Origin of the sequence: Streptomyces sp. NPDC058195 (assembly GCF_042883525.1) — a bacterium.
GTDB lineage: Bacteria > Actinomycetota > Actinomycetes > Streptomycetales > Streptomycetaceae > Streptomyces.
Map to the genome: position 1 here is coordinate 112550 of NZ_JBHVVM010000017.1, position 24208 is coordinate 136757.

Here is a 24208-nt window from a genome sequence, read left to right on the forward strand (position 1 = left end):
TTCCTGCTGACAGCGACGACATTAGGGCTGGGTCGATCCTGAAATGATCCCGCGGATGTCCAGGTTCTGTCGCAGCGAATCGGTTCCGCGAAGCGGCGTCGGATTTCGTGAAGCCCAGGTCAAGGGCGTGTAGGGCCAGTGTCTTCGAAGCGTCACGCCGTGGTGGGGATGCCGTCGTGTCGCCGTGTCGCCGGAGCTCTTCCCCGTGACGGCACCGGACCGGTTCCCGGCCCGGAGAACACAACGCGGCCTGCGCGCAGGCGCTTCGGCCCGGTCGCGGGCGTCCGGTCAGCCGGGTGAGGGGCCCGGTCCGTGCGGCACGGGCGGCGGACCGTTCCCTCCCCACGAAATCCCCCAACTCCTGGTGCTGGTGGGAGGTCGCGGGTGCCGCGTAGGATCCGGGCGGTCCTGAACGAGGGGCCCTAGGTCAAGCCGCCCCAGGCACCGCACGCGTCGGGCAGGAGCGGCCACGCATCCCATAGGGGGACCTGCTGGTGAGTTCCGCGCTCCCGACCATCATGGTCGTGTTCTTCCTCGTCGTCCTGGTGGCGTGGATCGTGTCCGCTGTGACGGGCGGCCGGAAGAACCATCGTGACGGCGGCGAAGGGGGCGGCTGACCGCTCCGCGCCCGCCGCTCCATGCCCCGCCACCGCCGTTTCGCCCGCTGCGGCCGTCGTCAGCGGCTGCCGGTCAGGCGGACAAGGTCTTGTGCAGGGATTCGAGTCCCTCACTGTAGATCTGGTTGAACACGGCGATGGCCTCCTCCTCGGTGGCGTTGTGGGGGTTGAAGCGCCCGGACCACTGGACCTCGGCCACGTCGTCCCGGCCGGGCACCGCGTGGACCCGGAGGGTGGCGAGGTAGTCGTCGACGGGGAAGGGCGCCTCGACGATCACGTAACTCAGCTGGCGTTCCGCGTCGTTGAAGCTCACGAGGCGTTCGACGATGACGATGCCCTCCGGGTTGGCCGGGTCGTCCAGGCGCCGGACGCGTCCGCCGTCGAGTGAGGTGCTCCGAGGGACGTACGGGAGCCAGTCGGGCAGGGCGTGGAAGCCGCCGATGAGGGCCCACACCTGGTCGGGGGAGGCGGGCACCGTGCGGCTGATGGTCGTCGAGGCCATGGTCAGGTCTCCTGAAGTCTGTGGTCCCTGAGGTGAGTTGGACGGCTGGCGTGCCGTCTGCCTGCTAACGGTGGCGAGGTCCTCCGCGACACGGCCGGTCCGCGCTGCCCGACGTTTTGGCCGTACCCGAAACCATGCGCGCCGCGCCCTTCGCCCGGCGCACGCTCTTCTCGGGCGCCTTCGCGGGCGCACGCGCCGCAGTGGCCCGGTTCCGCGGCGCGCGGGGCGCGGTCGCAGAGGCCGCAGTGCGGGAGCGGGGGCCGGTCGGCGACGTTCGGGACGGGGGTCCGGGCGTCGGTGACGGTCCCCTTGCTCCAGCGGCCGGCCGTACGAGCGGGTGCGGGTGACGGCCCCGCCGTCGGGGAGGCGTTGGCGGATACGGCTGAGGCGGCCGTGGGCCTCCCCTTCGCGCGGCGCGACGGGGAGGCGGGTCTCGCTCCGGGGAAGTCTCCACTTCCTTGCCGGTCAGGCTCCCGGTACGGTGGCGGGCCCGGCCGAGGGCCGACGCATGTGGGGGGGTGCGGGGGGTGCGAGCGCAGGCCCGCGAGCAGTCCCGAAACCCAGCGCGGCCGACCAGAACAACCCGGGCGAGTGACCTGGGGAGCCGCAGGTGACAGGCGGTGGAGGGTGGGGTTCCCCGGCGTCCTCACGACACCGGGGTGCCCCGGCGTCCTCACGACACGGACTCACGACCTTTCACGCCCTGCGAGGCCGCGGCCCGGTCCACCGCGGCCCGGTCCACCGGGCCGTGACCGTCACGACCCGGCGCACACCCTGTGGACAGAGCATCGAGGAGCACGCGCATGTGGGACAGCCCCTTCTACCGCCTCAAGCGGGACGGGTACGAGATCTGCTTCGTACCGGGAGGAGGCGAGAAGCTGGACGAGGTCTGCGACGTCGACATGTGGGTCATCCGTGACGACGGCGAGCGCTGGTCCGCGACCGTGGTCACGCTCGACCAAGTGCGCCGCCTCATGGACCGGCAGCGCGAGGCGGGCGACCCGGAGGGCGACTACTGGTGGTGCTGGGACGGCCTGATCGTCCGCGAACCGGGGCTGACGGCGATGGCCGAGGTCATCGACGGGCTCGTCGCCTCGGGCGAGTACACGACGGTCCTGCGCCACCTCGGGCCCGCGGAGCCGGATGAGGAGCCGGATGACGGCGACGAGCCCGCCGACGGGTGAACTGACCGTGATCAGGCATGGCCAGACGGCCTGGAGCGGGTCGGTGCGGCCTGCCGGAAGGACCGGCGTTCCGCTGGCCGACGCGGGCGAGGCGGCGGCCGGGGCGCTCGCTCCGAAGCTGGCACACCGCCGTCTCGGCGGTGTGTTCAGCAGCCCGCTGATCCGGGCCACGAGAACCGCCGAGCCGGCCGGGCGTCTCCGCCCGGAACGTCCCGTAGCCCGGTCGGCGGCGCGGCGATACATCTGACCATTTAGCCCGATGGAGGGGCGCAGGCCCGATTCCCGGAGGGGGCCGGTCAGCAGCGTGGATGATCTCGGCCGACGTGTCCACCGCCCGGAGCCGCGCTGTGGCCCCGGGCGTCTTCCCCAGATCACGGAGGACTCATGCGACCCCCTCTCTTCCGCCTGCGAGCGCGCGCCCTGGCCCTGGGACTCGTGCTGACCGCGTCCGCGCTTCTGCCCGCGGGCCCCGCCGGGGCGGCGGCCGACCGGTACGAGTGGGCCGCGCTGGGCGACTCGTACACCGCCGGAGTCTTCGTCGGGAATCCGGAGCCCGCGCTCGGCGACCCCTCCCGCGACGGCTGCGACCGCACCGGCGACGCCTACCCCGGCGTCGTCGCGCGCGAACTCGCCGAGTTCCCGCCGGGCGGGTACGTCCACCTGACGGACGTCAGCTGCGGGGGAGCCACCATCGCCGACATCGCCACGGCCCGGCAGACGCCGATCAGCCCGGTCGAGCCGCCCGCCGGGGGCTGGCCCGAGGTGGACCCGCAGACGCGGCGGGCCGGGCTGGGGGACGGGACGGACATCGTCACCCTCGGCATCGGCGGCAACAGCCTGCCCTTCGGCGGCATGCTCCTCAAGTGCCTCGAACTGGGCGCGGTCGGCGCGTCCTGCCGCGACTACTACACCGATCCGCCCGAGGGCGAGGAGAACATCCAGGACAAGCTCGCCCGCATCCAGGACGAGTACCTCCGGATGCTGGCCGACGTGCACCAGTCCGCACCCAACGCCAAGGTGATCGCGGTCGGTTACCAGGCCGTGCTGCCCGACGACGCCGGTGACTGTGCCCGGCTGTCCCTCACCGAGCTCGGCACGATCACCCGCACCGACATCGACTGGCTCCGTGACGAGGTCTTCAAGCCGGTGAACAGCACGATCCAGCGGGTCGCGTCGTTCTTCGGTGACCGCTACGTCGACGTCTACCCCTCCAGCGTGGGCCACGACGTCTGCCAGCCCGCGGGCACCAAGTGGGTCGAGGGGCTCTGCGGCGACGCCGCGGACTACTGGCCCGCCAGGCTTCCCGGCACACCGCTGAACTGCGCGGTCATCGGCAAGCGCGTCACACTGGTCCACCCCAACGCCGAGGGCCACGCCAACACGGCGGCCCGGGTGGAACGTGCCCTCCGCACCGCTCTCCTCGAACGCTGACGCGGGCGACGCCCCGGGTGCCTTCCGCACCGGGCCGTGACGGCCGCGACCCGGTGCGCACCCCGTGCGGGCCACGGGTTCCCGGAGCACCTCCGCGCCATCCGAGGGGCGGCCCGGTGCCTACCCGCACGGGGGCGTGGCCACGTCGGCCAGGGCGTGGCCTTCGCGCCGCACCCGCACGCTTCTCACCGCCGGTCACCCCGTCACCGTCGGGAACCGCACCGCCAGCCGGGGCGGTGAGCGTGGCGCCGGGCGCGTAGCCGGGTGACGTACGCTGGCATTCCATGACAATGAGCACCGCGTTGTGGTCCTTCGCCCTCGTCGTAGGGCTCCTCACTCTCACCCCTGGGCTCGACACCGCCCTGATTCTGCGGACGTCGGCCGTCGGACGTCGCAAGCGGGCCTGGGGTGTCGTCCTCGGTATCCAGACCGGCACCCTGCTCTGGGGTGTGCTCACCTCGCTCGGTGTGACGGCGCTCCTCACCGCCTCCCACCTCGCCTACACGACGCTCCGGTGGGCCGGTGCGGCGTACCTGGTGTGGATGGGGGTGCGGATGCTCCGCGACACCTTCGCCCGCGCCGGGGAGCGGCCGGGGGCGGACGCGGCCGAGTCGGCGCTGCTCTCCGGTGCGGACTCGGTCGGCGGCGGGTGGCGGCAGGGCACGCTGACCAATCTCCTGAACCCCAAGATGGGGGCCTTCTACGTGGCGGTCCTGCCGCAGTTCATTCCGGCCGGGGCCAGCCACTTCACCATGGGGCTCCTGCTCACCACGGTGCACATCCTCCTCGGCCTGGTGTGGTCGGCCGTCCTCATCGGGTTCGCCCGCGTCCTGCGCGGCTGGCTCCGCGAGCCCCGGGCGCGCCGCCTGCTGGACCGGATCACCGGCACCGTCATCGCGGGCTTCGGCCTCCGCCTGGCCCTGGCGGACTGAGCGGGGCGGGGAAGCCCACAGGCCCGGACCTCGTTGTGGTCCGGGCCTGTGGCGGGGCGGGCGGGGGCGTCGGCGTGGCCCGCCCGCCCCGGGGATCACCCGCCCGAGACGATCTCGTTCACGATCCACGCGCCGAGCTCTTCGGTCATGGTGGTGTGTCCTTCGTTGCGGCTGGCGCACAGGAAGGCGTCGAGCGCGCTGTTCTCCGGTGTGATGGGCCGGTAGAGCGTCTCCGAGTCGCCGATGTCCCCGGCGTCGACGGCGCTGACGCTGGGGATGAAGCAGGACGTGGCGAGGGAGTCCGCGTCCACCTCGTTCCCGAGAAGGCTCATGAGGAGACTGGCCAGACCGAAGCTGCCGGGGTCGCCCTCGGGGGTCGGCAGGGTGAACAGGCCGCCGGGGGCGCCGTCGATGTCGGGCAGCCCGGTGGTGCGGACCGGTACCGGCTGCTCGTCCGTCTTCTGCAGGCGTGCGACTTCCTGGTCGCCCTGCGCCTGGGTCTTGAGCCAGGTGTCGGCCAGGGTCTTTCCATCGCACCTCACCGCGACCGTGCCGGGCCGGACGCCGTTGCCGGTGCCGGTGTCCACGCCGTTGGCGACGCCGATCCTCCGGACCTGGCGCGGCCAGCCGCCGAGCTCGTCGAGCGCCTTGAGGAACGCCACCCGTTCCGGTGCGGGCTTCGCGGGGTCGCCGGTCTTCTCGATGTGCCACCGCGCCATCTGCCGGGCGGCGGGGCTGTTGAGCAGCCCGGAGAACTGCTGCAGGGCGGGCCCGACGAAGGGCGCGTCCCCCCAGTTGTCCGTCGCGAAGCGGATGAAGCCCTGGAGGGCGATGGGCAGCCATCCGCCCTGGTGGGGGGAGTCGTAGGAGACGTAGAGGGACGTCTCGTGGTCGGGGAGCGAGGGGTCGTTCTCCATCTTCGCCAGGGCGTAGCGGGTGACCATGCCGCCCATGCTGAAGCCGCCCACCACCAGCTTCGACCGGCCCACCCGCTCGGCGAGCGTCCGGCGGATGCAGTCGATGGCGGTGTCGGCGTTGTCCGTGATCGATGCCGTCCGGTCGTCGTAGCCGAGGATGATCACGTCCCGGCCGGTCGCGTGGAGCTCGGAGACGAAGCGGTAGTCGCCGTTCTCCTCCAGGCCGTTCCAGAGCTGGTCGAGGTTGCTCGCCCCGCTTGAGAAGCCGTCGGAGAGGATGACGGGCCTGATGAGCTGCCTGCGGTTCAGCGGGCTGTAGTAGACCCAGGCGGTGCCGCCGGAGAGGGACCACTCCTCGTGCGGCTCCGGGGCGCACGGGTAGGCGGCACGGGCCCCGGGGGCGATCCGGCCCCAGACGTCGACGACGGGTGCGGTCATGGTCAGTTGACTCCTCGCGCAGTTCACAGGTCCGCCGAACGGCTGACCCCACGCGGCACACTAAGGAGTGGGGCATCACCGCCGAGGGCATCGGGCGAGGGGGTTCACGCGAAGGTGTGCGCCTTCGCCTCAGAGAGTGTGTGCGCCTGTGGGCCTGGGCATACTGCGCCGTTCATGACAGCTTTGCCGCGTGGCGCCGTGGCCCGGAACACCTGCTTGTAGCAAGGGAGTTGGAGGCGGAAGGCAGCGCTCTTCGCGGGGGAGTGAGACCGCCCGCGAAGCGAGGGCCCGTCGCGTCCGGCCCGGCCGTGGGTCATCGGAGCGGTGTGCGGCGGAGCCAGTGTGCCGCGCGGACCGGCAAACTCCGCGCACCACGACCCGGACCTGTCCCTGATCCCAGCGGTGAGCGCTGTCGCCTTCGCCGACCCTGGCCCCCGGACCAGCCGCCGCCGTGACGAGCACCCGGCGGACCTCGCGCCGAACGGTGACCGGCGGCGGTCAACGACCCGGCCGGACGGTGCGTTGGGGGGCCGCCGGCTCGGGGAGGGTGCGCAGGAGCAGGCAGCTCAGGAGGGGCAGGGCGATCAAGGGGGTGAGGGCCGTCCGCAGAGAGGTGGCGTCGGCCAGACGTCCCAGCAGCGGGCTGGCCAGGCCGCCGATGCTGACGGTGAGACCGAGGGTCACCCCACTGGCCGTGCCGATCCGGGACGGAAGGTAGTCCTGGCCGAGGGTGACCTGCAAGGAGAAGGGGACGTACAGCCCGGCGGAGGTCAGGGCCACGAAGAGGAACATCACCGGGCCGGGTACGCAGACCACTCCGGCGACGGCGGCCACGGTGACCAGGTACGCCCCTGCGGAGACACGGACCCGGTCGTACCGGCTGGCCAGCGCGCCGCCCAGCAGCGAGCCGACCGCGCCGCCGAGGAACAGCAGGAAGAGGGCGAGGGTTCCGGCCGGGGCGCCGCCGGGGACGTGGGGGACGCGCTGCTGGGCGTAGAGGGCGATGAAGGTGCTCAGGCCGGTGAAGACGACGGAGCGGAGGACCACGGCGAGGGACAGCCTCAGGAACGAGGCGAGGTCGTCGGTGCCGGGGGCCGCCGATGTCCCCGCGGCGGGCTTCGCGGCCTCCTCCCGGGCCAGCATCCGGAGCACCGGTACGCACAGGGCGGCACCCGCGAGCGCGGGCAGCACCAGCACCGGCGTCCAGCGCAGCGAACCGTGCCCGACCGACACCGCGACCAGGAGCGGGGCGAGCGCGAAGCCCACGTTGCCGCCGAGGGAGAACCAGCTCATCGCGGTGTGACTGCCCCCGCTCGCCAGCCGGGCCACCCGGGCGGACTCGGGGTGGTACGCGGCGACCCCGATCCCGGAGACCGCGACGAAGACCAGTGTCAGCCCGTACGAACCGCCCAGGCCGCTCAGCGCGATGCCCACACCGCTCGTCACCGTGCTGACCGGCAGCAGCCACGGCATCGCCCACCGGTCGGTCAGTGCCCCGAACACCGGCTGGGCCACCGACGACAGCAGTGACGCGGCCAGCACGATGCCGGAGGCCACCGCGTAGCCGTAGGCGCGCTCGGACACGAAGTACGGGACCAGCGCCGCGACGGCGCCCTGGTAGACGTCCACACAGGCGTGCCCCGCGGCGAGCAGGGATATCGATGCTCTTCTTCGCATCGCTCCATGCTGGAGTGCCCGGCCGGTGTCCCGCTTTCGGTACATTGCCAGGTGATGCAGGAAACCCGCCACACGCCCGTGGCCCCGACCGCGACCCAACACCTCGTGTCCGGTGGGGAGATCGACGCCCACCGCCACGACGGCCACCAGATCGCCTACGCGGGGCGGGGCGCCATCGCCGTGACCACGGACGCCGGGGCGTGGGTGGCGCCCGCGACCCGGGCGATCTGGATTCCCGCCGGTACCGTCCACCGGCATCAGGCCCACGGCGAACTGGACCTCCACCTCGTGGGGCTGCCCGCCACGGAGAACCCCCTCGGCCTGGACCGCCCCGCCGTGCTCGCCGTGAGCCCGCTCCTGCGCGAGCTGATCGTGGCGTACACGGGGGGCGCCGGAGGACGGCAGCCCGCCCATGCTGCGGCTGCGCGCCGTGCTGCTCGACCAGCTTCAAAGCCCGCTCTTCGAGGGGCTGCCGCTGCACCTGCCGACGCCCACGGACCCGCTGCTCCGCGCACTCCACACCATCCTGCGCGCCGACCCGGCGGACCCCCGCACCCTGGGCGAGCTCGGCCACGCGATCGGCGCCAGCGCCCGCACGCTCTCCCGCCGCCTCCACGACGACCTGGGCCTGGGCTACCCGCAGTGGCGCACCCAGATCCGGCTCCACCACGCGCTGATCCTGCTGGCCGACCACACCCCCGTCACCGCGGTCGCCCACCGCTGCGGCTGGTCGTCGGCCAGCACCTTCATCGACGTGTTCCGCCGCACCTTCGGCCACACCCCGGGCTCCGCGGGCGGGTGAGGCGACGGGCCACGGCCCCGGACGTGCCGCTTCGGTGCGGACGAAGCCCCGGTCCACCGGTTCGGCCGGAGCGCCGTTCCTCCATACGCCAGCGAGGAGTTCGGCCAGCTGCGGCGGTCACACCGGCCCGGTGCCTCCGGCCGGATCCGGCCGGAGCAGCCCCTCGTCGGTTCACAGCCGCATGAGTCCGGCGGCCGTGGGCCGGAAGCCGCACTGCCCGTAGAAGGGCGCCAAGTGCGGCTCGTAGTCCACATGCAGCCAGTCCGCGCCGCGTGCCCTCGCCTCGTCGGCCGCCGCCCGTACCAGCCGTACGCCGAGCCCCGCGCGGCGCTCGTCCGGGTGCACGGTCGTGTCCAGGATGAAGGCGTGCGCGCCACCATCACCGACGACGTTGACGAATCCGACCAGGCGGCTCCCCCGGCGCGCCCCGACCCACGCCAAGCTCCGGGCCAGTACCGGCGCGAAGAGGGCGGGCCGGTGATCCGGCCAGGACGCCGCGAACAACTCGTTGAGCTCCGCGTCCGTCAGGCGGGGGCGGACGGTCAGCACCTCGTCGTCGCCGCGCGCTCCCTCATTGATCCGCATGCGGAGCAGACTGCCATGCCGCACGGTCGTGGCGGAGGAGGCGACGGGGGAGCCGGACGGACTCTGCCCGCCAGTGGAACCCGAGTGGTTGCCCGCCGGGCGCGGCGCCGGGAGAGTGGGCGCATGCGTCAACTACTGCTGCTCGCACCGCTCTTGCTGCTCACCGTCGGCTGCGGGGTGGTGCAGTCCTCCGAGGACGAGGCGACGGACATCGCGCGCGAGGTGGCCGCACGGGCGGGTGAGCTGCTCTACAGCCAGCGTCCGCGCACGGCGGAGGAGGTCGGGCGCTCCGCTTCCGGCATCGACGGGGTGGAGGTGATGCGGGTGACGGGCACGTCGACGCATGAAGGGGACGGTATCGAAGCGGTCATCCGTACCTCGGGCTCGGCCTACCGCGATTGGTTCGACTCCGAGGAGGTCGTCGTACGGCGCTGCTTCGCCGTGCGGGTCTCGCCCAAGTCGGAGTGGCGTGAGCAGCCCCGTGACGTGGAATGCCCGGGTGGCCTTCCGATGACCTTCGCCCCGCTGCCCGAACCGCCCCGGCTGCCGTACGAGGAGCTTCGCGCGGAACTTCCCCGGGTGCCGGAGGGCGGCCGGGCGGACGAGACCGAGGTGCGCCGCGTGCTCGCCGCTCTGGACCTGAGTCCGGGGATCCGTACCGAGGTGAAGGCGGACGGCGGCCGGGTCGGCGTTCTCCTGTCGGTGAAGGGCAACGGCTTCGACCCGCAGGACTGCCTTCTCGCCCGGGTGGCCCCTGGAGCCACCAGGGTGTGGGTTCCGTCCCGGATGCAGCGGATGCCCGGGGAGGGCGGCTGCAGTGTCGGCAACGCCCTGGACCCGATAGCGGCACCGCACTGAACGGGTACCCGGCTCCGTCACCCCCGATCCTCGTCGTGGCGCCGACTCGACCGGCGAACGGGATATCGCATGACCGGCCGCACTGGTCCGTGCAGGCCCGTACCTCAGGGCAGGCCCGCACCTCAGGCGCGTACCGGCCGTACCGGTGCGTGCAGGCCCGTACCTCAGGCGCGTACCGGTCCGTGCGGGCCGACCGCCCCGCTCGCGTCGTTCACTTCCGTCCGGCGAACCACTGGCGTGCGGCCTCCAGGCCGGTCTCGTTCATGGCCGGGTCGGGGAGCCCGGTGAGATCACCGCGGGCGATCCGGCTCGCGAAGTACACGGCCTGACCGGCCCAGCGGTAGTCCAGCAGGAGGTCCAGCGAACGGTCCAGCTCGACGCGGGTCAGGGCGCCCTCCGCTACGTAGGCGTCGAGCAGGGGGCGCATGGGCTCCGCGCCCCGGTACATCACCAGCGCCGCCAGGTCGTACGCCCGCGGCCACACGCCCGTCCCGCTCCAGTCGATCATCCCGCAGACACCGCTGACCGGGTCGGCGCGGAAGACGTCCGGGGCCGGGTCTCCGTGCACCGGACCCCAGGTCAGCGTGGTCAGGCCGGGGCCGTTCAGCCGGTCCATGACCTTGGTGATCACGGGCCGGAGCCAGGGACGGACGTCCAGATGGTCCGTCGGGAGGAAGAGACGGGCGGGGACGGGAGCGGGGGCCGGGCCGTCCCCGGTGCCGAGGACGCGATGGGCGCGGGCGAGCGTGGAACCCATCGTCTCCAGCTCGGCGCGGGACTCCCCGGTCAGCCCGCGGCCCTCGACCCAGCGCAGCAGGGCCGCCGTCCGGTCGGCGAAGCGGACGACCGGCTGGCCGTCGGTCGTCGGCACGGGGGCACCAGCCGGGATGCCCGCCCGCTCCAGCCGCTCCGCCAGCCGGAGGCCATGGACGAACGCGTCCCCGGCCTCCGGCGCCACCGCCTTCACCACCCACCGCGTGTCTCCCGAACACACCTCCCACGTGAGGGAGTTCATGCCGCCTTCGAGAGGCGTGACGTCGTCCGCTCGAAGGCCCCAGTGCTCCACGAGCAGCCGGGCGACGGACGGAACGGTGTACGGGGCGGGGCGGTCGGTCATCCTGGCGGCTCCTCCGCGCGGGCGTGGTCGTCGGTTCCTCGCGCCGGCCGGGTCAGTCGGACGGCCCGGCGGTGAGCAGCGTGGTGATCTCCTGGGCGAGGTCGGGGCCGAGCTCGCCCCAGCCGTTCTTGTAGGCGTAGACGCTCGCCAGGGTGCGGGCTTCGTAGTCGCCGTTCATGATCTCGATGTCGTCGGCGGTGATGAGTGCCGGATGGGCGACGCCGACCGCTCCCGAGACCTTCAGCAGCTCCTTGCGCAGGGTGCGCAGGTAGACGGCGGCCCGGGTGGACTTCGAGGGCGCGTCGACACCGCGCACCAGCCACGGGTTCTGGGTGGCGATGCCGGTGGGGCACTTGTCGGTGTGACACTTCTGCGCCTGGATGCAGCCGATCGACAGCATCGCCTCACGGCCGACGTTGATCATGTCGACGCCCAGGGCGAAGGCGACCGCCGCGTTCTCCGGCAGGCCGAGCTTGCCGGAGCCGATGAAGGTGAGCCGGTCGGTCAGGCCGTGCTCGGCGAACGTGCCGTAGACGCGGGAGAAGCCCATCCGGAACGGCAGTGACACCGAGTCGCTGAAGATCAGGGGAGCGGCTCCGGTGCCTCCCTCGCCGCCGTCGATGGTCACGAAGTCGACCCCGCGGTCACCGGGGGCCATCAGCGTGGCCAGCTCCTGCCAGAAGCTCATCTCGCCCACAGCGCTCTTGATCCCGACCGGCAGGCCCGTCTCGGTGGCGAGCAGTTCCACGAAGTCGAGCATCGAGTCCACGTCGTGGAACGCCGTGTGCCGGGAGGGGGAGGCGCAGTCCCGCCCGGCCGGGATGCCGCGGATCGCGGCGATCTCGGGGGTCACCTTCGCGCCCGGCAGCATTCCGCCGAGCCCCGGCTTCGCGCCCTGGGAGAGCTTGATCTCGATCGCCCGGACCGGGGCCCCGGCGACGACTTCCTTCAGCTTGTCGAGGTTGAAGGTGCCGTCCTCGTTGCGGCAGCCGAAGTACGAGGTCCCGATCTGGAGGACGAGGTCGCCGCCGTTGCGGTGGTACGGGGAGAGGCCGCCCTCGCCCGTGTTGTGCATCGTCCCGGCCAGCGCCGCGCCCTTGTTCAGTGCCGTGATGGCCGCGCCGGACAGCGAGCCGAAGCTCATCGCGGAGATGTTCACGACGCTCGCCGGACGGAAGGCCCTGGCACGCCCGCGCGGGCCGCCCAGCACCTTCGCCGAGGGCAGCGGGGCCTGCGGGTCATGCAGATCGGGCAGCACACCGGCGAAGGTGCGCTGCTTTATGTACGCGTGCCCCTGGACGTGCTCGACGTCCACGTCGGTGCCGAAGCCGAAGTAGTTGTTCTCCTCCTTCGCCGACGCGTAGATCCAGGTCCGCTGGTCACGGCTGAACGGGCGCTCCTCCTCGTTGGAGGTCACGACGTACTGCCGCAGCTCCGGTCCGATCGTCTCCAGCAGGTAGCGGGCGTGCCCGACCACGGGGAAGTTCCTGAGGAGGGCGTGCTTCTTCTGGACGAGGTCGCGGGCGGCCACCACCGCCAGTGCCGTCGCGGCGGCCGCACCGATGCTCCGAGCGCGCATGAAACGTTCCTCTCCTCGGCTGTTCGACCCCCGACCCCTGTGCCGTACGGCGGTCGTCGCGGGCATTGCTCCGTCGGATCCGGCCGGACAGGGCCGGTGTGCGACGGCGAAATGACACACGATAGTAGAGGCATACGGGTGAACGGACGGGGCGGCCCGTGCGGTGGCGGGGGCGCGGGCCGGGCGATGAAGAGGCCCCGGTCCGGGGCACCGGCCCCGCTCGTATGCTCGGGGCCATGACGGATCAGCAGCACGGACGCCCGACCACCAACGCCATGCGGCGCGCCCTCAAGCGGGCCCGCGACGGTGTCGCCCTCGACCTGACCGAGGCCGCCGTGCTGCTCCAGGCGCGGGGCGACGACCTGACCGATCTCGCGGCCTCCGCCGCCCGGGTACGGGACGCCGGGCTGGAGGCCGCGGGCCGGCCGGGAGTGATCACGTACTCCCGCAAGGTCTTCATCCCGCTCACCCGCCTCTGCCGCGACACGTGCCACTACTGCACTTTCGTCACCGTCCCCGGCAAGCTCCGCCGCGCCGGGCACGGCATGTTCCTGTCGCCCGACGAGGTGCTGGACATCGCCCGCGAGGGCGCGGCGATGGGCTGCAAGGAAGCGCTGTTCACGCTCGGGGACCGGCCCGAGGACCGCTGGCCCGAGGCGCGGGAGTGGCTGGAGGCCGAGGGGTACGACGACACCCTCGCCTACGTACGCGCCATGGCGATCCGGGTGCTGGAGGAGACCGGGCTGCTCCCGCACCTCAACCCCGGCGTCCTGGGCTGGACGGACCTCCAGCGGCTCAAGCCCGTCGCCCCGTCCATGGGGATGATGCTGGAGACGACGGCGACCCGGCTCTGGTCCGAGCGCGGCGGCCCGCACCACGGCTCCCCGGACAAGGAACCGGCCGTACGGCTGCGGGTCCTGGAGGACGCCGGACGTTCCAACGTGCCGTTCACCACCGGCATCCTGATCGGGATCGGGGAGACGTACGAGGAGCGCGCCGACTCGCTCTTCGAGCTGCGCCGCACGGCCCGCGCCTACCACGGCATCCAGGAAGTCATCGTGCAGAACTTCCGGGCCAAGCCGGACACCGCGATGCGCGGCATGCCGGACGCCGAGCTGGAGGAACTGGCCGCCGCGATCGCCGTGGCCCGGCACATCCTGGGCCCGTCCGCCCGCATCCAGGCCCCGCCGAACCTCGTCGACGCCGAGTACGCCCTGCTCATCGGCGCGGGCATCGACGACTGGGGCGGCGTGTCACCGCTCACCCCCGACCATGTGAACCCCGAGCGCCCCTGGCCGCACATCGACGAACTCGCCGCGAAGACCGCCGAGTCGGGCTTCGCGCTCCGCGAACGCCTCACCATCTACCCGGAGTTCATCCAGCGCGGCGAGCCCTGGCTGGACCCCCGGCTGCTGCCGCACGTGCGCGCGCTGGCCGACCCGGAGACCGGGCTCGCCCGCGAGGGAGCCGTGCCCGCCGGGCTGCCCTGGCAGGAGCCCGACGAGCAGTTCGGCGCGTCCGGCCGCACCGACCTGCACCGCACCATCGACACCGAGGGCCGCACCGGCGACCGCCGCGAGGACTTCGACGAGGTGTACGGCGACTGGGAGGCGCTGCGCGAGGCCGCCGCCCCCGGCATGGTGCCCTCCCGCATCGACACCGACGTACGCCAGGCGCTCGGCCAGGCCGCCGCGGACCCGACGAAGCTCACCGACGACCAGGCCCTCGCCCTGCTCCACGCGGACGGCCCGGCCCTCGACGAGCTGTGCCGGATCGCGGACACCCTGCGCCGCGACGTGGTCGGTGACGACGTCACGTACATCGTCACCAGGAACATCAACTTCACCAACGTCTGCTACACCGGCTGCCGGTTCTGCGCCTTCGCGCAGCGGCGCACCGACGCCGACGCGTACACCCTGTCCCTCGACCAGGTCGCCGACCGGGCCGCTCAGGCGTGGGACGTCGGCGCGGTCGAGGTCTGCATGCAGGGCGGCATCCACCCGGACCTGCCCGGTACGGCGTACTTCGACATCGCGCGGGCGGTCCGGGAGCGGGTGCCCGGCATCCATGTGCACGCCTTCTCGCCGATGGAGGTCGTCAACGGGGCGACCCGCACCGGCATGTCCGTACGGGACTGGCTGATCGCCGCGAAGGAGGCCGGGCTCGGCTCGATCCCCGGCACGGCGGCCGAGATCCTGGACGACGAGGTCCGCTGGGTCCTCACCAAGGGCAAGCTGCCCACCGCGACCTGGCTGGAGGTCATCAGGACCGCCCATGAGGTCGGTCTGCGCTCCTCCTCCACGATGATGTACGGCCATGTCGACCAGCCCCGCCACTGGCTCGGCCACCTGCGGACGCTGGCCCGGCTCCAGCAGGAGACCGGTGGGTTCACGGAGTTCGTGACGCTGCCGTTCATCCACACCAACGCGCCGGTCTACCTCGCGGGCATCGCCCGCCCCGGCCCGACCGACCGCGACAACCGGGCGGTCACCGCGATGGCCCGGCTCCTGCTGCACCCGCACATCACCAACATCCAGACCAGCTGGGTCAAGCTCGGCACCGAGGGCGCCGCCGAGATGCTCCGCTCCGGCGCCAACGACCTGGGCGGCACCCTGATGGAGGAGACCATCTCCCGGATGGCGGGCTCCGGCTACGGCTCGTACCGCTCGGTCCAGGACCTGATCGCCATCGCCGAACGCGCGGGCCGACCGGCGAAGCCGCGTACGACGCTGTACGGGGAGGTCCCCGAGGAGCGGGTGGCGGCGGCCGCGGCCTCCGACGGGCACCTTCCGGAACTGCTCCCGGTCCTGCCCGACTGACAGCACGGCGGAACGGCGGAGGGCGGAACGGCGGAACGACGGAACGACGGAAGGGCGGAACGACGGAACGACGGAACGACGGAAGGGCGGAGGGGCGGAGGGGCGGAGGGGCGGAGGGCGGAGGGGCGGAGGGGCGGAGGGGCGGAGGGGCGGAGGGCGGAGGGTATCCGGCCGGGGGAAGGCCGGGCGGCCACCGCCGTTCCGGGCCCTGAGCTCCCCGTGGCCGCGCCACCGGCACGGTGCCTTCCACCCGGGCGCGGACGCGGGGGAGGCCGGGGAGCCCGTCGGCCGGCTGGGGGAGAGAGCCGGGGCTGGCCTGCTCGTCGTCCGTCACGACGGGCGAACCCGCCTCCTTAGGCCGCCGTACGGTGTCCGCGGCGGCGCGGGGCCTGGACGTCCGCGAGCCCCTCGCCGTCGAGCTCGCCGCACCGGAGAGCGGCGAACACGGCCAGCCGTTCGGGGGAACGGGGGATTCGGGGGAACGGGGCATGCCGCCGATGGCTTCCGTGGGGAGGGCCATGGCCGCAGCGCGGGCCGACCGAAAGGGCGGACATCCGCATAGGGGAGGGATGCCGGATTCTTCGTACCCTTTCGGGGTGCGAAGGGCCGCCCTCTTCGCTGACGCGGGTGCCGCACGGACCGGCAGGGCCAAAAACGACCTGCGGGACGACCGTTGCCATACCCACGCGTACCCGCTTCCGCCGCTCTCTACCGACGGTTCCCGTTCGATTACAGTGCTGCGCAGTCGCAGGCGGGCCGGATCGCGGCCCGGCGGGGGAGGCACGGTGAGTGCAGGGACCACGGCCGTGTGGGGCCGTGCCGAACAGCAGGACTTCCGCAGCCGGGTACGCGGCGCACTGCTCGGCGGGGCCATGGGGGACACCCTCGGAGCGGGCGCCGACCGGCTCACCCTGGAGGAGATCCGGGCGGCCCACGGCACGGACGGCGTCACCGAACTGCTGCCCGTGCACGGCGCACGCGGCACCGTCACCGCCGTCACCCAGCTCGGCCTCTTCACCGTCGACGGGCTGATACGCGCCCAGGTGCGCCGTGACACCGGGGCCTGGCACCCGCCCACCGACATCCACCGGGCCCATCTGCGGTGGGCGGCCACCCAGCACGACTGGGGGCCCGACGAACGCCGCGAGGACATCGGCTGGCTCGGCCGCGTGGAATGGCTCTACGACCGCCGCGACCCCACCCGGGAATGCCTGACCGGCCTCGGCGACACCACCATGGGCACCCTCGACAAGCCCAAGAACCCCGACGCGCGCGACGCCGCCCCGCTCACCCGTTCCGTCCCCTTCGGCCTGCTCGTCGGCTGGGAACCGCAGCTCGTCCTGCAACTGGCCGTCGAGTGCGCCGCCCAGACCCACGGCCACCCCACCGCCCTTCTCTCGGCCGGGGCCCTCGCCGTCATCGTGCACGGGCTGGTCCGGGGCGAGACCCTGGACGGTTCCGTCCAGCACGCGCTGGCCCTGCTCGCCGAGCGCCCCGGCCACGAGCCGGTGACCGAGGCGCTGCGGCAGGCCCTCGGCACGGTGCGCCAGGGCATCCCGGGGCCCGCCCTGATCGAGTCGCTGGGGGCCACGGACGCCGCCGAGGAGGTCCTGGCCGTCGCCGTGTACTGCGCGCTGGTCGGCGAGGACATCCGGCACGGGCTGCGGCTGGCCGTCAACCACGGCGGGCCGTCCGCCTCCACCGGGGCCCTGTGCGGGGCGCTGCTCGGAGCCCTGCACGGCGAGACCGCGCTGCCGCCGGCCTGGCTCGCCGAGCTGGAGGGCCGGGCCACCGTGCTGGAGCTCGCCGACGACTTCTCGATGGAGATGACGCAGGGGCCCGCTCTGCACGGCCCGGCCGCCGCCGCCCCGGGCTGGCTGGCCCGCTATCCGCGGGTCTGACGCGCACGGGCCCCGCCCGGTGGCTACCGCATCAGCTCCCCCGCGTTGACCAGCAGGGACTGCCCGGTGATCGCCCGCGCCCGGTCCGAGGCCAGGAACGCGACGGCCTCCGCGACATCGCCGTCCGTGGCCGGTTCCGGCAGCGCCATGCGTGCGGTGAGCCTGCCCAGCACCTCGGCCTCGGGCACTCCCTCGCGCCGCGCGGTCTCCCGTACGAACCCCTGCACCGGCGGCCCCCACATCCAGCCGGGCAGGACCGTGTTCACCCTGATCCGGTGCGGCCCCAGCTCCTGGGCAAGGGAGTACATCGCCGAGGTCAGCGCGCCCTTCGAGGCCGCGTACGCCGCCTGCCTGACCTGGGCCGGCGCGGCCACCGCGGACTGCGTACCGATGATCACCACCGACCCGCCCCGCTCCTTGAGCGCGGGCAGGCAGGCCCGGGTCATCCGCAGCGTGCCGAGCAGGTTGACGTCGAGCACCGACTGCCAGGCGGCGAAGTCGGCGTCCTCGATCCCTCCGAAGTGCCGGTCCAGCGCGGCGACATGGACCACCGCGTCGATCCGCCCGAACCGTTCCACGGCCAGCGCGGCGAGGGCCCCGCACTGCGCCTCGTCGGTGATGTCGGTGGACCGCCAGGCCGTGTGCAGGCCGCCCGGATCGATCTCCGCGGCCGACGTGTCGAGGCTGGCCGCGGTACGCGCCCCGAGCACCGCGTTGCCGCCGTCCCGCACCACCGCCGCCGCGACCCGGTGCCCCAGCCCCGGCCCCACCCCGGACACCACGACGGTCTTCCCCGTGAGCAACATCGGCGGCCTCCCGGCACCCTCTGGCAGTTCGTCTGACGGTGCGTCAGAGTAGGACGCCGCCGCAGAGTACGGAAGGGGAGGAACGAACGTCATGAGCGAGGAGACACGGAACGAGGGGCCACGCGACGACGAGGCGCGGAGCGAGGGAACGCGGGGCGAGGGAACGCGGAGCGAGACCTACGCCGAACTGGCCGCGCTGGGCCCGTACGGCGTCCATCCGGGCCACGCGCTGATCACCATGGTCGAGCCGCACCCGGGCCAGGAGTACGCCTACAACCGCTGGTACGAGGACGACCACTACTACGCGGGTGCCATGGCCATGCCCTGGATGTTCGCCGGTCGGCGCTGGGTGGCGACCCGGGCGCTCCAGGAACTGCGTTATCCGGAGACGTCGGCGGTGGCGCGGCCGGTCACGGCGGGCTGCTACCTGTCGACGTACTGGGTGACGGAGGGGCGCTACGACGACCACATGCGGTGGACCGTCGGCATCAACCGGAGGCTCAACCGGGACGGCCGGGTCCACCAGGCCCGTACGCACGTCTTCACCGCGTTCCAGGACCACGAGGCGACGGTCTACCGGGACGGTGCGGCGGGCCCGCGCGACTTCCACGCCCTCGACCACCCCTACCGAGGACTGGTGCTCGAAGTGATCGACGCGGAAGGGGCCGGGGAGCGGGCCGAACTGCTGGAGTGGCTGCGCACGCGGCACCTGCCGAAGCGGCTGACCGGCTCACCGGCCGCGATGGTGACAATCTTCCGCCCGACACCGCTGCCCGGTGACCGGATGAGTTACGTGAAGCAGGTGGAGGGCGTCGACACCCGGCTGACCCTGCTGTGGTTCCTCCAGCAGGACCCGGGGGAGTGCTGGGAGGAGCATTTCACCGGGCTCGACGCGGCGGTCGCGGAATCCGGCCTGGGGCGGGTGGAGCTGGTGGCGCCGTTCATCCCGACGGTGCCGGGCACCGATCTGTACGTCGACCGGCTGCGCCGTACATGAGCGCCGGTCGCGGGCGGCCGCGTGGGCCGACCGCACGCCGGCCCCCCTCGGCCAGGACGGCGGACCGGTCGAGAGGGCCGGCGGCGGCACCCTGGGCGGTGCCGCGGCGCGGACGGAAGCGCATCGATCAGGCGTCGACGGCACCCTTGCCGACATCCCGGACGAAGGCGTTCCACGCGGCGGGGACGAAGGCGATCGAGGGGCCCTCGGGAGCCTTCGAGTCGCGCACGGAAATCGCCTGTACAGCGGGGGACTTGACTTCGACGCAGGCGCCGTTGCCCCCGGAATACGAGGACTTCGTCCACTGGTCCGTAGCACCCTGACGAATGGCCATGTTCACTCCGGTTCTGAAGAGTCGCGTGAATGACACCAACGATTGCCGTCACCGAAGGTGACCGGCACCGACGATGTCCGGAAACACTGTTCCGGCTGGTGTGATCGACGCTACTCGCCAAGCCCGTGGCGCAAAGGAGGCGTTCACTCGACCGAGTGGTGTGTACCAATAAGATCTTCCACCCGGGAGGGGTGGCGGTGTACCTTACGGCCACCCCTCCCGTCGCATGATTTCATTGCCGTCAATCCGGACAATCAGCCGTTGAGATCCGCGTAATCCTTCACGATCCCGCCGATGAAGTGCCGGGTCTGCTCCACATTCAGCGCTTGCGCCCGCAGATGCTCGTACATGACGCTGTACCGCTGGACGTCGTTGCCCTTCTCCAAGTAGAGATCGCTGGTGACGCCCTCGATATAGACGACGCTGGAATCGGCGGCGTCCGGGAATTCGAGAATGGCGTACTGCCCGTTGATCCCGGGATGCGCACCCATCTCGAACGGCAGGACCTGCACGGTCACGTGCGGCAGTTGGGACAGCTCGATCAGCTGCTCCAACTGCTCGATCATCACCTGCTTGCTGCCGACCAGCCGACGCAGCGCGGACTCGTCGATGACCGCCCACAGCCGCAGCGGGCTCTCCGGGTCGGTGATCCGGTCCTGGCGGCGGGCCCGGACGCTGACGCGCTTGTCGATCTCGCTCGGCGGGGCCTCCGGAAGCGCCCCGTTGATCAGTGCCTCGGCATAACTCCGGGTCTGCAGAAGGCCCGGGACCACCTGGGGTTCGTAGACCCGCAGTGATTCCGCGTCGGTCTCCAGACCGATGTAGACGCTGTACGGGATATCGCCGAAGGCGTGCCACCAGCCCTGCTGACGGGAATCCTTGGCCATCTGCATGAGGGAGTCGACGATCCGGTGGTCCTCGACTTCGTACACTCCGCAGAGATCGCGTACGTCACGCTGGCTGATGGAGCGACGGCCGTTCTCCAGACGGCTGATCTTCGACTGCGAGACCAGCAGGCGTTCCGCCACCTCCTCGGCCGTCATGCCCTTGAGTTCGCGCAGGCGGCGCAATTCCTGGCCCAACCGGCGTCGTCTGACGGTGGGATTGACGTTGGACGGCACGGAAACGGCACCTCCGGCTATGTAGCTGTGCGTATCTACTGCTGAGCAGATTGCCACCCGCCTGACCCGCCGCGCTGGGAAATGGCCATACGAATGTGCGCGGGGCAACCGTTGTTGACGGTTGCCCCGCGCATGGTGCGGCTCCCGAACCGGGTCTTGGGGACGGCGGCGCGGCGGTATTCGGTTGGGTGCTGGTGCTGGTGCTGGTGCTGGTGCTGGTGCTGGTGCTGGTGCCGCGCGCCTAGTGCGCCGCGGCGCGCGCCATGGTGCTGCGGCGCGATTGCGACGGTGCTTGCGGCTGCAACGAAACTCCGGCCGCCTGGCTCCGGCGCGGCTGCGCGGCCGCCCCGTTCTGAACGTCCATCACGGCGTGCGCCACGAGTCCGCCCATGGGGTCGTGCCTGATCAGGTCCCGGAGCCTGGAGCGCGATGAACGCCCCTCGTTCCCCGGGTAGAGATGCTTGCCGAGGCCGACCGCGTGGGCCAGCGCGGCGAGCGCCGCGGTCCGCGGGTCCGGCGGTACGCCGGTGCGGATCGCACTGTCCAGCCTGGTCCTGATGTCCCGGCTGATCGCCGTCTCCGTCGCCTGGTAGCGAGTCGTCGGCAGCACTCCGCACATCTGGCCCGCCACGGCATGCACCATGCCGCACCGCTCCAGATGAGCGAGGTAGATCTGACGCAGCCCCAGCCGGGGCCCGCCAATCCAGTGGACCGCCCGAACCGGGCTGCCGCGTCGGCGCAGCAGTTCCAGTGCGGAGTCCAGAGTTGGATCTCCTGTCGGCCGTGGCATCACCACGGCGATACGATCCCCGTCAGGGGCTATCCGTCCTGCCAGAGCCAGCTCCACTAGCTGAGCTCCGGCGAGGCCGAGGTCGAGCGACTGCGGCTGCGCTGTGGTACCCGTGGCCGGGTCCAGAGCGAGCAGCAGAAGCTCCTCCGGAATTGTTCTGCGGCTCCTGCCCATCCATGCCTCCCCGCGTGGATGAGTGACAGGGTGACCCCTCTCACATTGGTCTGTCGAGAGCGCCTGGGTGCTTTGAGTGGGAACCAGTAGGTATGTCGTTCTCGTCTAGCAGCCGGGCCGGTGGTTCACCACGGGACACTGGTAGATGGTTCGGACAGCGCGGGGGTGTCCCCCGCGCCGCATGGAGGAGGCATCGGTGGCGGGCGAGTCCCCCGACAAGTCGGAGCAGCAGAAGTCGTCGGGAACGGCTCGGAGCGCGAGTGATCCGCGGCTTGCCGTCTTCCGTGAGGAGTCCGCCGACGATACGGCGGCCGAGAAGAGCGACACGGCGACGGCCGTCTTCCGTACGAAGCCGACGGCTGAGGACGAGGACACGGCGTCCGAGAACGAGGATGCGGCGGTAGACGTGGCCGAGGGGGCCGAGGGAGCCGAGAAGGACACGGCCACGGCAGTCTTCCGTACGAAGTCGGCGAAGGCCGACGCGGGCGAGGGCGACGGTGCGGAGGGTGACGCGGACACCTCCGCGGACGTCTCGGGCTCTGAAGGCTCCGAGGGCTCCGAGGGCGCTGACGGTGCCGTGAGCGCCGAGGGTGCCGAAGAGACGGAGGACGCCGGGAAGGGCGCGGAACGCCCGGAGAAGGCTCCTGAGGCCTCGGAGTGCGCCGACGACGCGGAGGGCGAGGAAGCGGAGGCGGACGAGCCGTCCCTCGACGTTCCCTCCGGCGCTTCCGATGCTTCCGGCGGGGACAAGGCCGCCTCAGCCGAGGAGAAGCCCGAGCCTGAGAAGGCCGAGAAGGCCGAGAAGCCCGAGCAGGCCGCGAAGGCCGCGAAGGCCGACGGGAAGAAGGGCGAGGACAAGCCCGAGGCCGAACCCGAGTCCAAGGCTGACGAGCAGAAGGCCGATGCCAAGGCTGAGGCAGAGCCCGAGGTCAAGAAGGCCGACGCCAAGGCCGAGGCAGAGCCCGACGTCAAGAAGGCCGACGACGGCGACGCCGAGGAAAAGCGCGGCGTCGACCAGCCGACCGCCATCTTCCGGGCACCCGCCCCCCGGGTCGACCAGCCGACGACCGCGCTCAAGGTCCCCCCGCTGGAGCCGAAGTCCGGCACGAAGCCGGGCGCCGGGTCCGAGGCGGAGGCTGGCGCCGCCGCCGAGCGGGCCAGCACCTTCGTCCCCCTGCGCAGCGACGACGTGCACCCCGCCAAGGCGCCCGCGCCGCGCAGGCCGGAGGCGCCCGGGGCGGGTGCCGAGGGGGCCCCCGTCGCGGAGCCCGCCTCGCTGGCCCGCGCCGAGCGGACCACGCAGCAGCCGATGCCGCCCAAGGCGCCGCTCGATCTGCTGGCCGAGCTGACGAACACGCCTCCGCCGCCGGAGACGCCGGTCCGCAACGCCGTCCGCAGGGTCAAGATCTGGACGCCGCTGGCCCTGCTCGCACTGATCGTCTTTGCGATCGCGCAGATGGTGCGCCCGCTCCCGGAACCCGTGCTCCAGATGTCGGCGAAGGACACGTACACCTTCAAGGGCAGCAAGCCGACCCTGCCGTGGCCCAGCGAGGGGCAGGGCTACATGGCGGCGACCGGCCTGGGACAGGTCGGTTCGTTCGGCGAGCAGAAGGCCGTGCCCATCGGCAGCGTGGCCAAGGCGATGACCGCGTACATCGTGCTCAAGGAGCACCCGCTGAAGAAGGGCGAGAAGGGCCCCTCCATCGATGTCGACGCCAAGGCGGAGTCCGACGGCAAGCTGGACGCGGAAGGCGAGTCGACCCTCAACACGGTGTCGGAGGGCGACAAGCTCACCCAGCAGGAGGCCCTGGCGGCCATCATGATTCCCTCCGCGAACAACATCGCCAGGCTGCTGGCGCGCTGGGACGCGGGCTCCGAGGCGGCGTTCGTCAAGAAGATGAACGAGACCGCCACGTCGCTCGGCATGAAGAACACCGTGTACACCGACCCGTCCGGGCTCAACGCGACGACGGTGAGCTCCGCCGAGGACCAGGTGAAGCTGGGGCAGAAGCTGGTGGAGATCCCGGCGCTGATGGAGATCACCAAGCTGCCGTCGTGGACCGACCCCTCGGGCAAGCAGTGGCGGAACTACAACACCCTGGTGCCGTACAACGGGGCACTCGGCATCAAGACCGGCTCCACCAGCAAGGCCGGTGGCAATCTGCTCTTCGCCGCCCACAAGATGGTCGGTGACACCGACCAGCTGATCGTCGGCGCCGTGCTGGGCCAGCACCAGCCGCCCATCATCGACACCGTGAACGCGGTCAGCAGGGACGTGATGGTCGCGACGCAGGACCTCCTGGACAGCGCCAAGGTCGTGAAGAAGGGCGATGTCGTCGGCACCGTCGACAACGGCTTCGGCACCAGCGTCCCCGTGGTCGCGACCAAGGACGTGACTGCGGTCGGCTGGGCCGGTCTCACCGTCCGGATCGAGCTGACCGACGACGGCAAGGCGATGGTGCACGGGGCGGCGTCCGGTTCCCGCGTCGGCACGCTCACCGTGGGTGAGGGCACCAGCCAGGTCAAGGTGCCGGTCGCGCTGCAGGGCGATCTGGCCGAGCCGACCTTCGCGGACAAGCTGACCCGGATCAGCTGAGGGAACGGCCCTGCGAGGGGTTCGGCCCGAT

At 72.0% G+C, this 24208-nt stretch carries 21 protein-coding genes and 1 pseudogene; 12 read left to right on the plus strand and 10 right to left on the minus strand.

Annotated elements, in window-relative coordinates; genetic code table 11:
- The first annotated feature begins 494 nt into the window (after positions 1 to 494).
- Positions 495 to 617 (plus strand): hypothetical protein, encoded by a 123-nt coding sequence (locus ACFVWY_RS21930; RefSeq protein WP_389874946.1) that lies wholly within the window; start codon positions 495 to 497, stop codon positions 615 to 617.
- 73 nt (positions 618 to 690) lie between these two features.
- Here ACFVWY_RS21930 and ACFVWY_RS21935 read toward each other — a convergent pair whose 3' ends face one another.
- On the minus strand, positions 691 to 1119 hold the full coding sequence (locus tag ACFVWY_RS21935) for an SRPBCC family protein (protein WP_389874948.1): 429 nt from the start codon (positions 1117 to 1119) through the stop codon (positions 691 to 693).
- Between the two features lie 803 nt (positions 1120 to 1922).
- On the opposite strand from ACFVWY_RS21935, the gene ACFVWY_RS21940 reads away from it, so the two are divergent.
- From ACFVWY_RS21940 to ACFVWY_RS21955, 4 genes are all read left to right on the plus strand, one after another.
- Entirely contained in the window at positions 1923 to 2303 is a 381-nt protein-coding gene (locus tag ACFVWY_RS21940) for a hypothetical protein (RefSeq protein WP_389874950.1), read from the plus strand.
- Positions 2275 to 2550, plus strand: a complete 276-nt coding sequence (locus ACFVWY_RS21945) for a histidine phosphatase family protein (RefSeq protein WP_389874952.1) — start codon at positions 2275 to 2277, stop codon at positions 2548 to 2550. The genes ACFVWY_RS21940 and ACFVWY_RS21945 overlap by 29 nt, the downstream gene beginning before the upstream one ends.
- Before the next feature lie 137 nt (positions 2551 to 2687).
- Entirely contained in the window at positions 2688 to 3734 is a 1047-nt protein-coding gene (locus ACFVWY_RS21950) for an SGNH/GDSL hydrolase family protein (protein WP_389874955.1), read from the plus strand.
- A 284-nt stretch (positions 3735 to 4018) separates the two neighbouring features.
- The gene (locus ACFVWY_RS21955; protein WP_389874957.1) at positions 4019 to 4666 is read left to right on the plus strand and encodes a LysE family translocator; all 648 of its coding nucleotides are present in this window, start codon (positions 4019 to 4021) and stop codon (positions 4664 to 4666) included.
- A gap of 95 nt (positions 4667 to 4761) precedes the next feature.
- On the opposite strand, the gene ACFVWY_RS21960 is transcribed toward ACFVWY_RS21955, so the two are convergent.
- Positions 4762 to 6021, minus strand: coding sequence for an esterase/lipase family protein (locus tag ACFVWY_RS21960; protein WP_389874960.1), 1260 nt, complete (start codon positions 6019 to 6021; stop codon positions 4762 to 4764).
- A 498-nt stretch (positions 6022 to 6519) separates the two neighbouring features.
- Positions 6520 to 7698, minus strand: a complete 1179-nt coding sequence (locus ACFVWY_RS21965; RefSeq protein WP_389874963.1) for an MFS transporter — start codon at positions 7696 to 7698, stop codon at positions 6520 to 6522.
- Between the two features lie 54 nt (positions 7699 to 7752).
- Between ACFVWY_RS21965 and ACFVWY_RS21970 the strand changes: the two are divergent.
- Positions 7753 to 8500 (plus strand): annotated as a pseudogene (locus ACFVWY_RS21970) (AraC family transcriptional regulator).
- Positions 8501 to 8671: 171 nt separating this feature from the next.
- Here the strand turns inward: ACFVWY_RS21970 and ACFVWY_RS21975 are convergent.
- Complete coding sequence (locus ACFVWY_RS21975) at positions 8672 to 9085, minus strand: GNAT family N-acetyltransferase (protein WP_389874966.1); 414 nt, start codon at positions 9083 to 9085, stop codon at positions 8672 to 8674.
- 123 nt (positions 9086 to 9208) lie between these two features.
- Between ACFVWY_RS21975 and ACFVWY_RS21980 the strand changes: the two genes are divergently transcribed.
- The gene (locus ACFVWY_RS21980) at positions 9209 to 9943 is read left to right on the plus strand and encodes a translation initiation factor IF-2 (protein ID WP_389874969.1); all 735 of its coding nucleotides are present in this window, start codon (positions 9209 to 9211) and stop codon (positions 9941 to 9943) included.
- Positions 9944 to 10154: 211 nt separating this feature from the next.
- Here the strand turns inward: ACFVWY_RS21980 and ACFVWY_RS21985 are convergent, their stop codons facing one another.
- Positions 10155 to 11060: a phosphotransferase enzyme family protein gene (locus ACFVWY_RS21985; protein WP_389874971.1), complete on the minus strand. Its 906-nt coding sequence runs from the start codon at positions 11058 to 11060 to the stop codon at positions 10155 to 10157.
- Between the two features lie 52 nt (positions 11061 to 11112).
- Positions 11113 to 12639: an FMN-binding glutamate synthase family protein gene (locus tag ACFVWY_RS21990; protein WP_389874973.1), complete on the minus strand. Its 1527-nt coding sequence runs from the start codon at positions 12637 to 12639 to the stop codon at positions 11113 to 11115.
- Positions 12640 to 12875: 236 nt separating this feature from the next.
- Between ACFVWY_RS21990 and ACFVWY_RS21995 the strand changes: the two genes are divergently transcribed.
- Positions 12876 to 15458, plus strand: a complete 2583-nt coding sequence (locus ACFVWY_RS21995) for a bifunctional FO biosynthesis protein CofGH (protein WP_389874975.1) — start codon at positions 12876 to 12878, stop codon at positions 15456 to 15458.
- 785 nt (positions 15459 to 16243) lie between these two features.
- Positions 16244 to 17359 carry an ADP-ribosylglycohydrolase family protein gene (locus ACFVWY_RS22000; RefSeq protein WP_389874977.1) on the plus strand — a complete coding sequence of 372 codons (1116 nt, stop codon included), beginning with the start codon at positions 16244 to 16246 and terminating at the stop codon, positions 17357 to 17359.
- A 23-nt stretch (positions 17360 to 17382) separates the two neighbouring features.
- Here the strand turns inward: ACFVWY_RS22000 and ACFVWY_RS22005 are convergent, their stop codons facing one another.
- Positions 17383 to 18165, minus strand: coding sequence for an SDR family oxidoreductase (locus ACFVWY_RS22005; RefSeq protein ID WP_389874980.1), 783 nt, complete (start codon positions 18163 to 18165; stop codon positions 17383 to 17385).
- A gap of 91 nt (positions 18166 to 18256) precedes the next feature.
- Here ACFVWY_RS22005 and ACFVWY_RS22010 point away from each other — a divergent pair, with 91 nt between their 5' ends.
- Positions 18257 to 19162, plus strand: a complete 906-nt coding sequence (locus ACFVWY_RS22010) for a hypothetical protein (protein ID WP_389874983.1) — start codon at positions 18257 to 18259, stop codon at positions 19160 to 19162.
- A 127-nt stretch (positions 19163 to 19289) separates the two neighbouring features.
- Here the strand turns inward: ACFVWY_RS22010 and ACFVWY_RS22015 are convergent, their stop codons facing one another.
- Together ACFVWY_RS22015 and ACFVWY_RS22020 are read right to left on the minus strand one after the other, a co-directional pair.
- Positions 19290 to 19496 carry a DUF397 domain-containing protein gene (locus ACFVWY_RS22015; protein WP_389874985.1) on the minus strand — a complete coding sequence of 69 codons (207 nt, stop codon included), beginning with the start codon at positions 19494 to 19496 and terminating at the stop codon, positions 19290 to 19292.
- 254 nt (positions 19497 to 19750) lie between these two features.
- A complete protein-coding gene (locus tag ACFVWY_RS22020) occupies positions 19751 to 20617 on the minus strand; it encodes a helix-turn-helix domain-containing protein (RefSeq protein WP_389874988.1) in 867 nt (288 codons plus the stop codon).
- A 95-nt stretch (positions 20618 to 20712) separates the two neighbouring features.
- Here ACFVWY_RS22020 and ACFVWY_RS22025 point away from each other — a divergent pair, with 95 nt between their 5' ends.
- Positions 20713 to 20862, plus strand: coding sequence for a hypothetical protein (locus ACFVWY_RS22025; protein WP_389874990.1), 150 nt, complete (start codon positions 20713 to 20715; stop codon positions 20860 to 20862).
- On the opposite strand, the gene ACFVWY_RS22030 is transcribed toward ACFVWY_RS22025, so the two are convergent.
- Positions 20859 to 21581 (minus strand): GPP34 family phosphoprotein, encoded by a 723-nt coding sequence (locus ACFVWY_RS22030; RefSeq protein ID WP_389874993.1) that lies wholly within the window; start codon positions 21579 to 21581, stop codon positions 20859 to 20861. The genes ACFVWY_RS22025 and ACFVWY_RS22030 overlap by 4 nt on opposite strands.
- Positions 21582 to 21762: 181 nt before the next feature.
- Between ACFVWY_RS22030 and ACFVWY_RS22035 the strand changes: the two genes are divergently transcribed.
- Positions 21763 to 24177: a D-alanyl-D-alanine carboxypeptidase gene (locus ACFVWY_RS22035; RefSeq protein WP_389874996.1), complete on the plus strand. Its 2415-nt coding sequence runs from the start codon at positions 21763 to 21765 to the stop codon at positions 24175 to 24177.
- Positions 24178 to 24208 lie beyond the last annotated feature (31 nt).

Coding starts and splice junctions, on each gene's coding strand:
- ACFVWY_RS22035 (WP_389874996.1), top strand. CDS start 21,763: ATGGAGGAGGCATCGGTGGCGGGCGAGTCCCCCGACAAGTCGGAGCAG.
- ACFVWY_RS21980 (WP_389874969.1), top strand. CDS start 9,209: ATGCGTCAACTACTGCTGCTCGCACCGCTCTTGCTGCTCACCGTCGGC.
- ACFVWY_RS22010 (WP_389874983.1), top strand. CDS start 18,257: ATGAGCGAGGAGACACGGAACGAGGGGCCACGCGACGACGAGGCGCGG.
- ACFVWY_RS21965 (WP_389874963.1), bottom strand. CDS start 7,698: ATGCGAAGAAGAGCATCGATATCCCTGCTCGCCGCGGGGCACGCCTGT.
- ACFVWY_RS21985 (WP_389874971.1), bottom strand. CDS start 11,060: ATGACCGACCGCCCCGCCCCGTACACCGTTCCGTCCGTCGCCCGGCTG.
- ACFVWY_RS21955 (WP_389874957.1), top strand. CDS start 4,019: ATGACAATGAGCACCGCGTTGTGGTCCTTCGCCCTCGTCGTAGGGCTC.
- ACFVWY_RS21945 (WP_389874952.1), top strand. CDS start 2,275: ATGACGGCGACGAGCCCGCCGACGGGTGAACTGACCGTGATCAGGCAT.
- ACFVWY_RS21995 (WP_389874975.1), top strand. CDS start 12,876: ATGACGGATCAGCAGCACGGACGCCCGACCACCAACGCCATGCGGCGC.
- ACFVWY_RS21940 (WP_389874950.1), top strand. CDS start 1,923: ATGTGGGACAGCCCCTTCTACCGCCTCAAGCGGGACGGGTACGAGATC.
- ACFVWY_RS21935 (WP_389874948.1), bottom strand. CDS start 1,119: ATGGCCTCGACGACCATCAGCCGCACGGTGCCCGCCTCCCCCGACCAG.
- ACFVWY_RS22005 (WP_389874980.1), bottom strand. CDS start 18,165: ATGTTGCTCACGGGGAAGACCGTCGTGGTGTCCGGGGTGGGGCCGGGG.
- ACFVWY_RS22015 (WP_389874985.1), bottom strand. CDS start 19,496: ATGGCCATTCGTCAGGGTGCTACGGACCAGTGGACGAAGTCCTCGTAT.
- ACFVWY_RS22030 (WP_389874993.1), bottom strand. CDS start 21,581: ATGGGCAGGAGCCGCAGAACAATTCCGGAGGAGCTTCTGCTGCTCGCT.
- ACFVWY_RS21990 (WP_389874973.1), bottom strand. CDS start 12,639: ATGCGCGCTCGGAGCATCGGTGCGGCCGCCGCGACGGCACTGGCGGTG.
- ACFVWY_RS21960 (WP_389874960.1), bottom strand. CDS start 6,021: ATGACCGCACCCGTCGTCGACGTCTGGGGCCGGATCGCCCCCGGGGCC.
- ACFVWY_RS21950 (WP_389874955.1), top strand. CDS start 2,688: ATGCGACCCCCTCTCTTCCGCCTGCGAGCGCGCGCCCTGGCCCTGGGA.
- ACFVWY_RS21975 (WP_389874966.1), bottom strand. CDS start 9,085: ATGCGGATCAATGAGGGAGCGCGCGGCGACGACGAGGTGCTGACCGTC.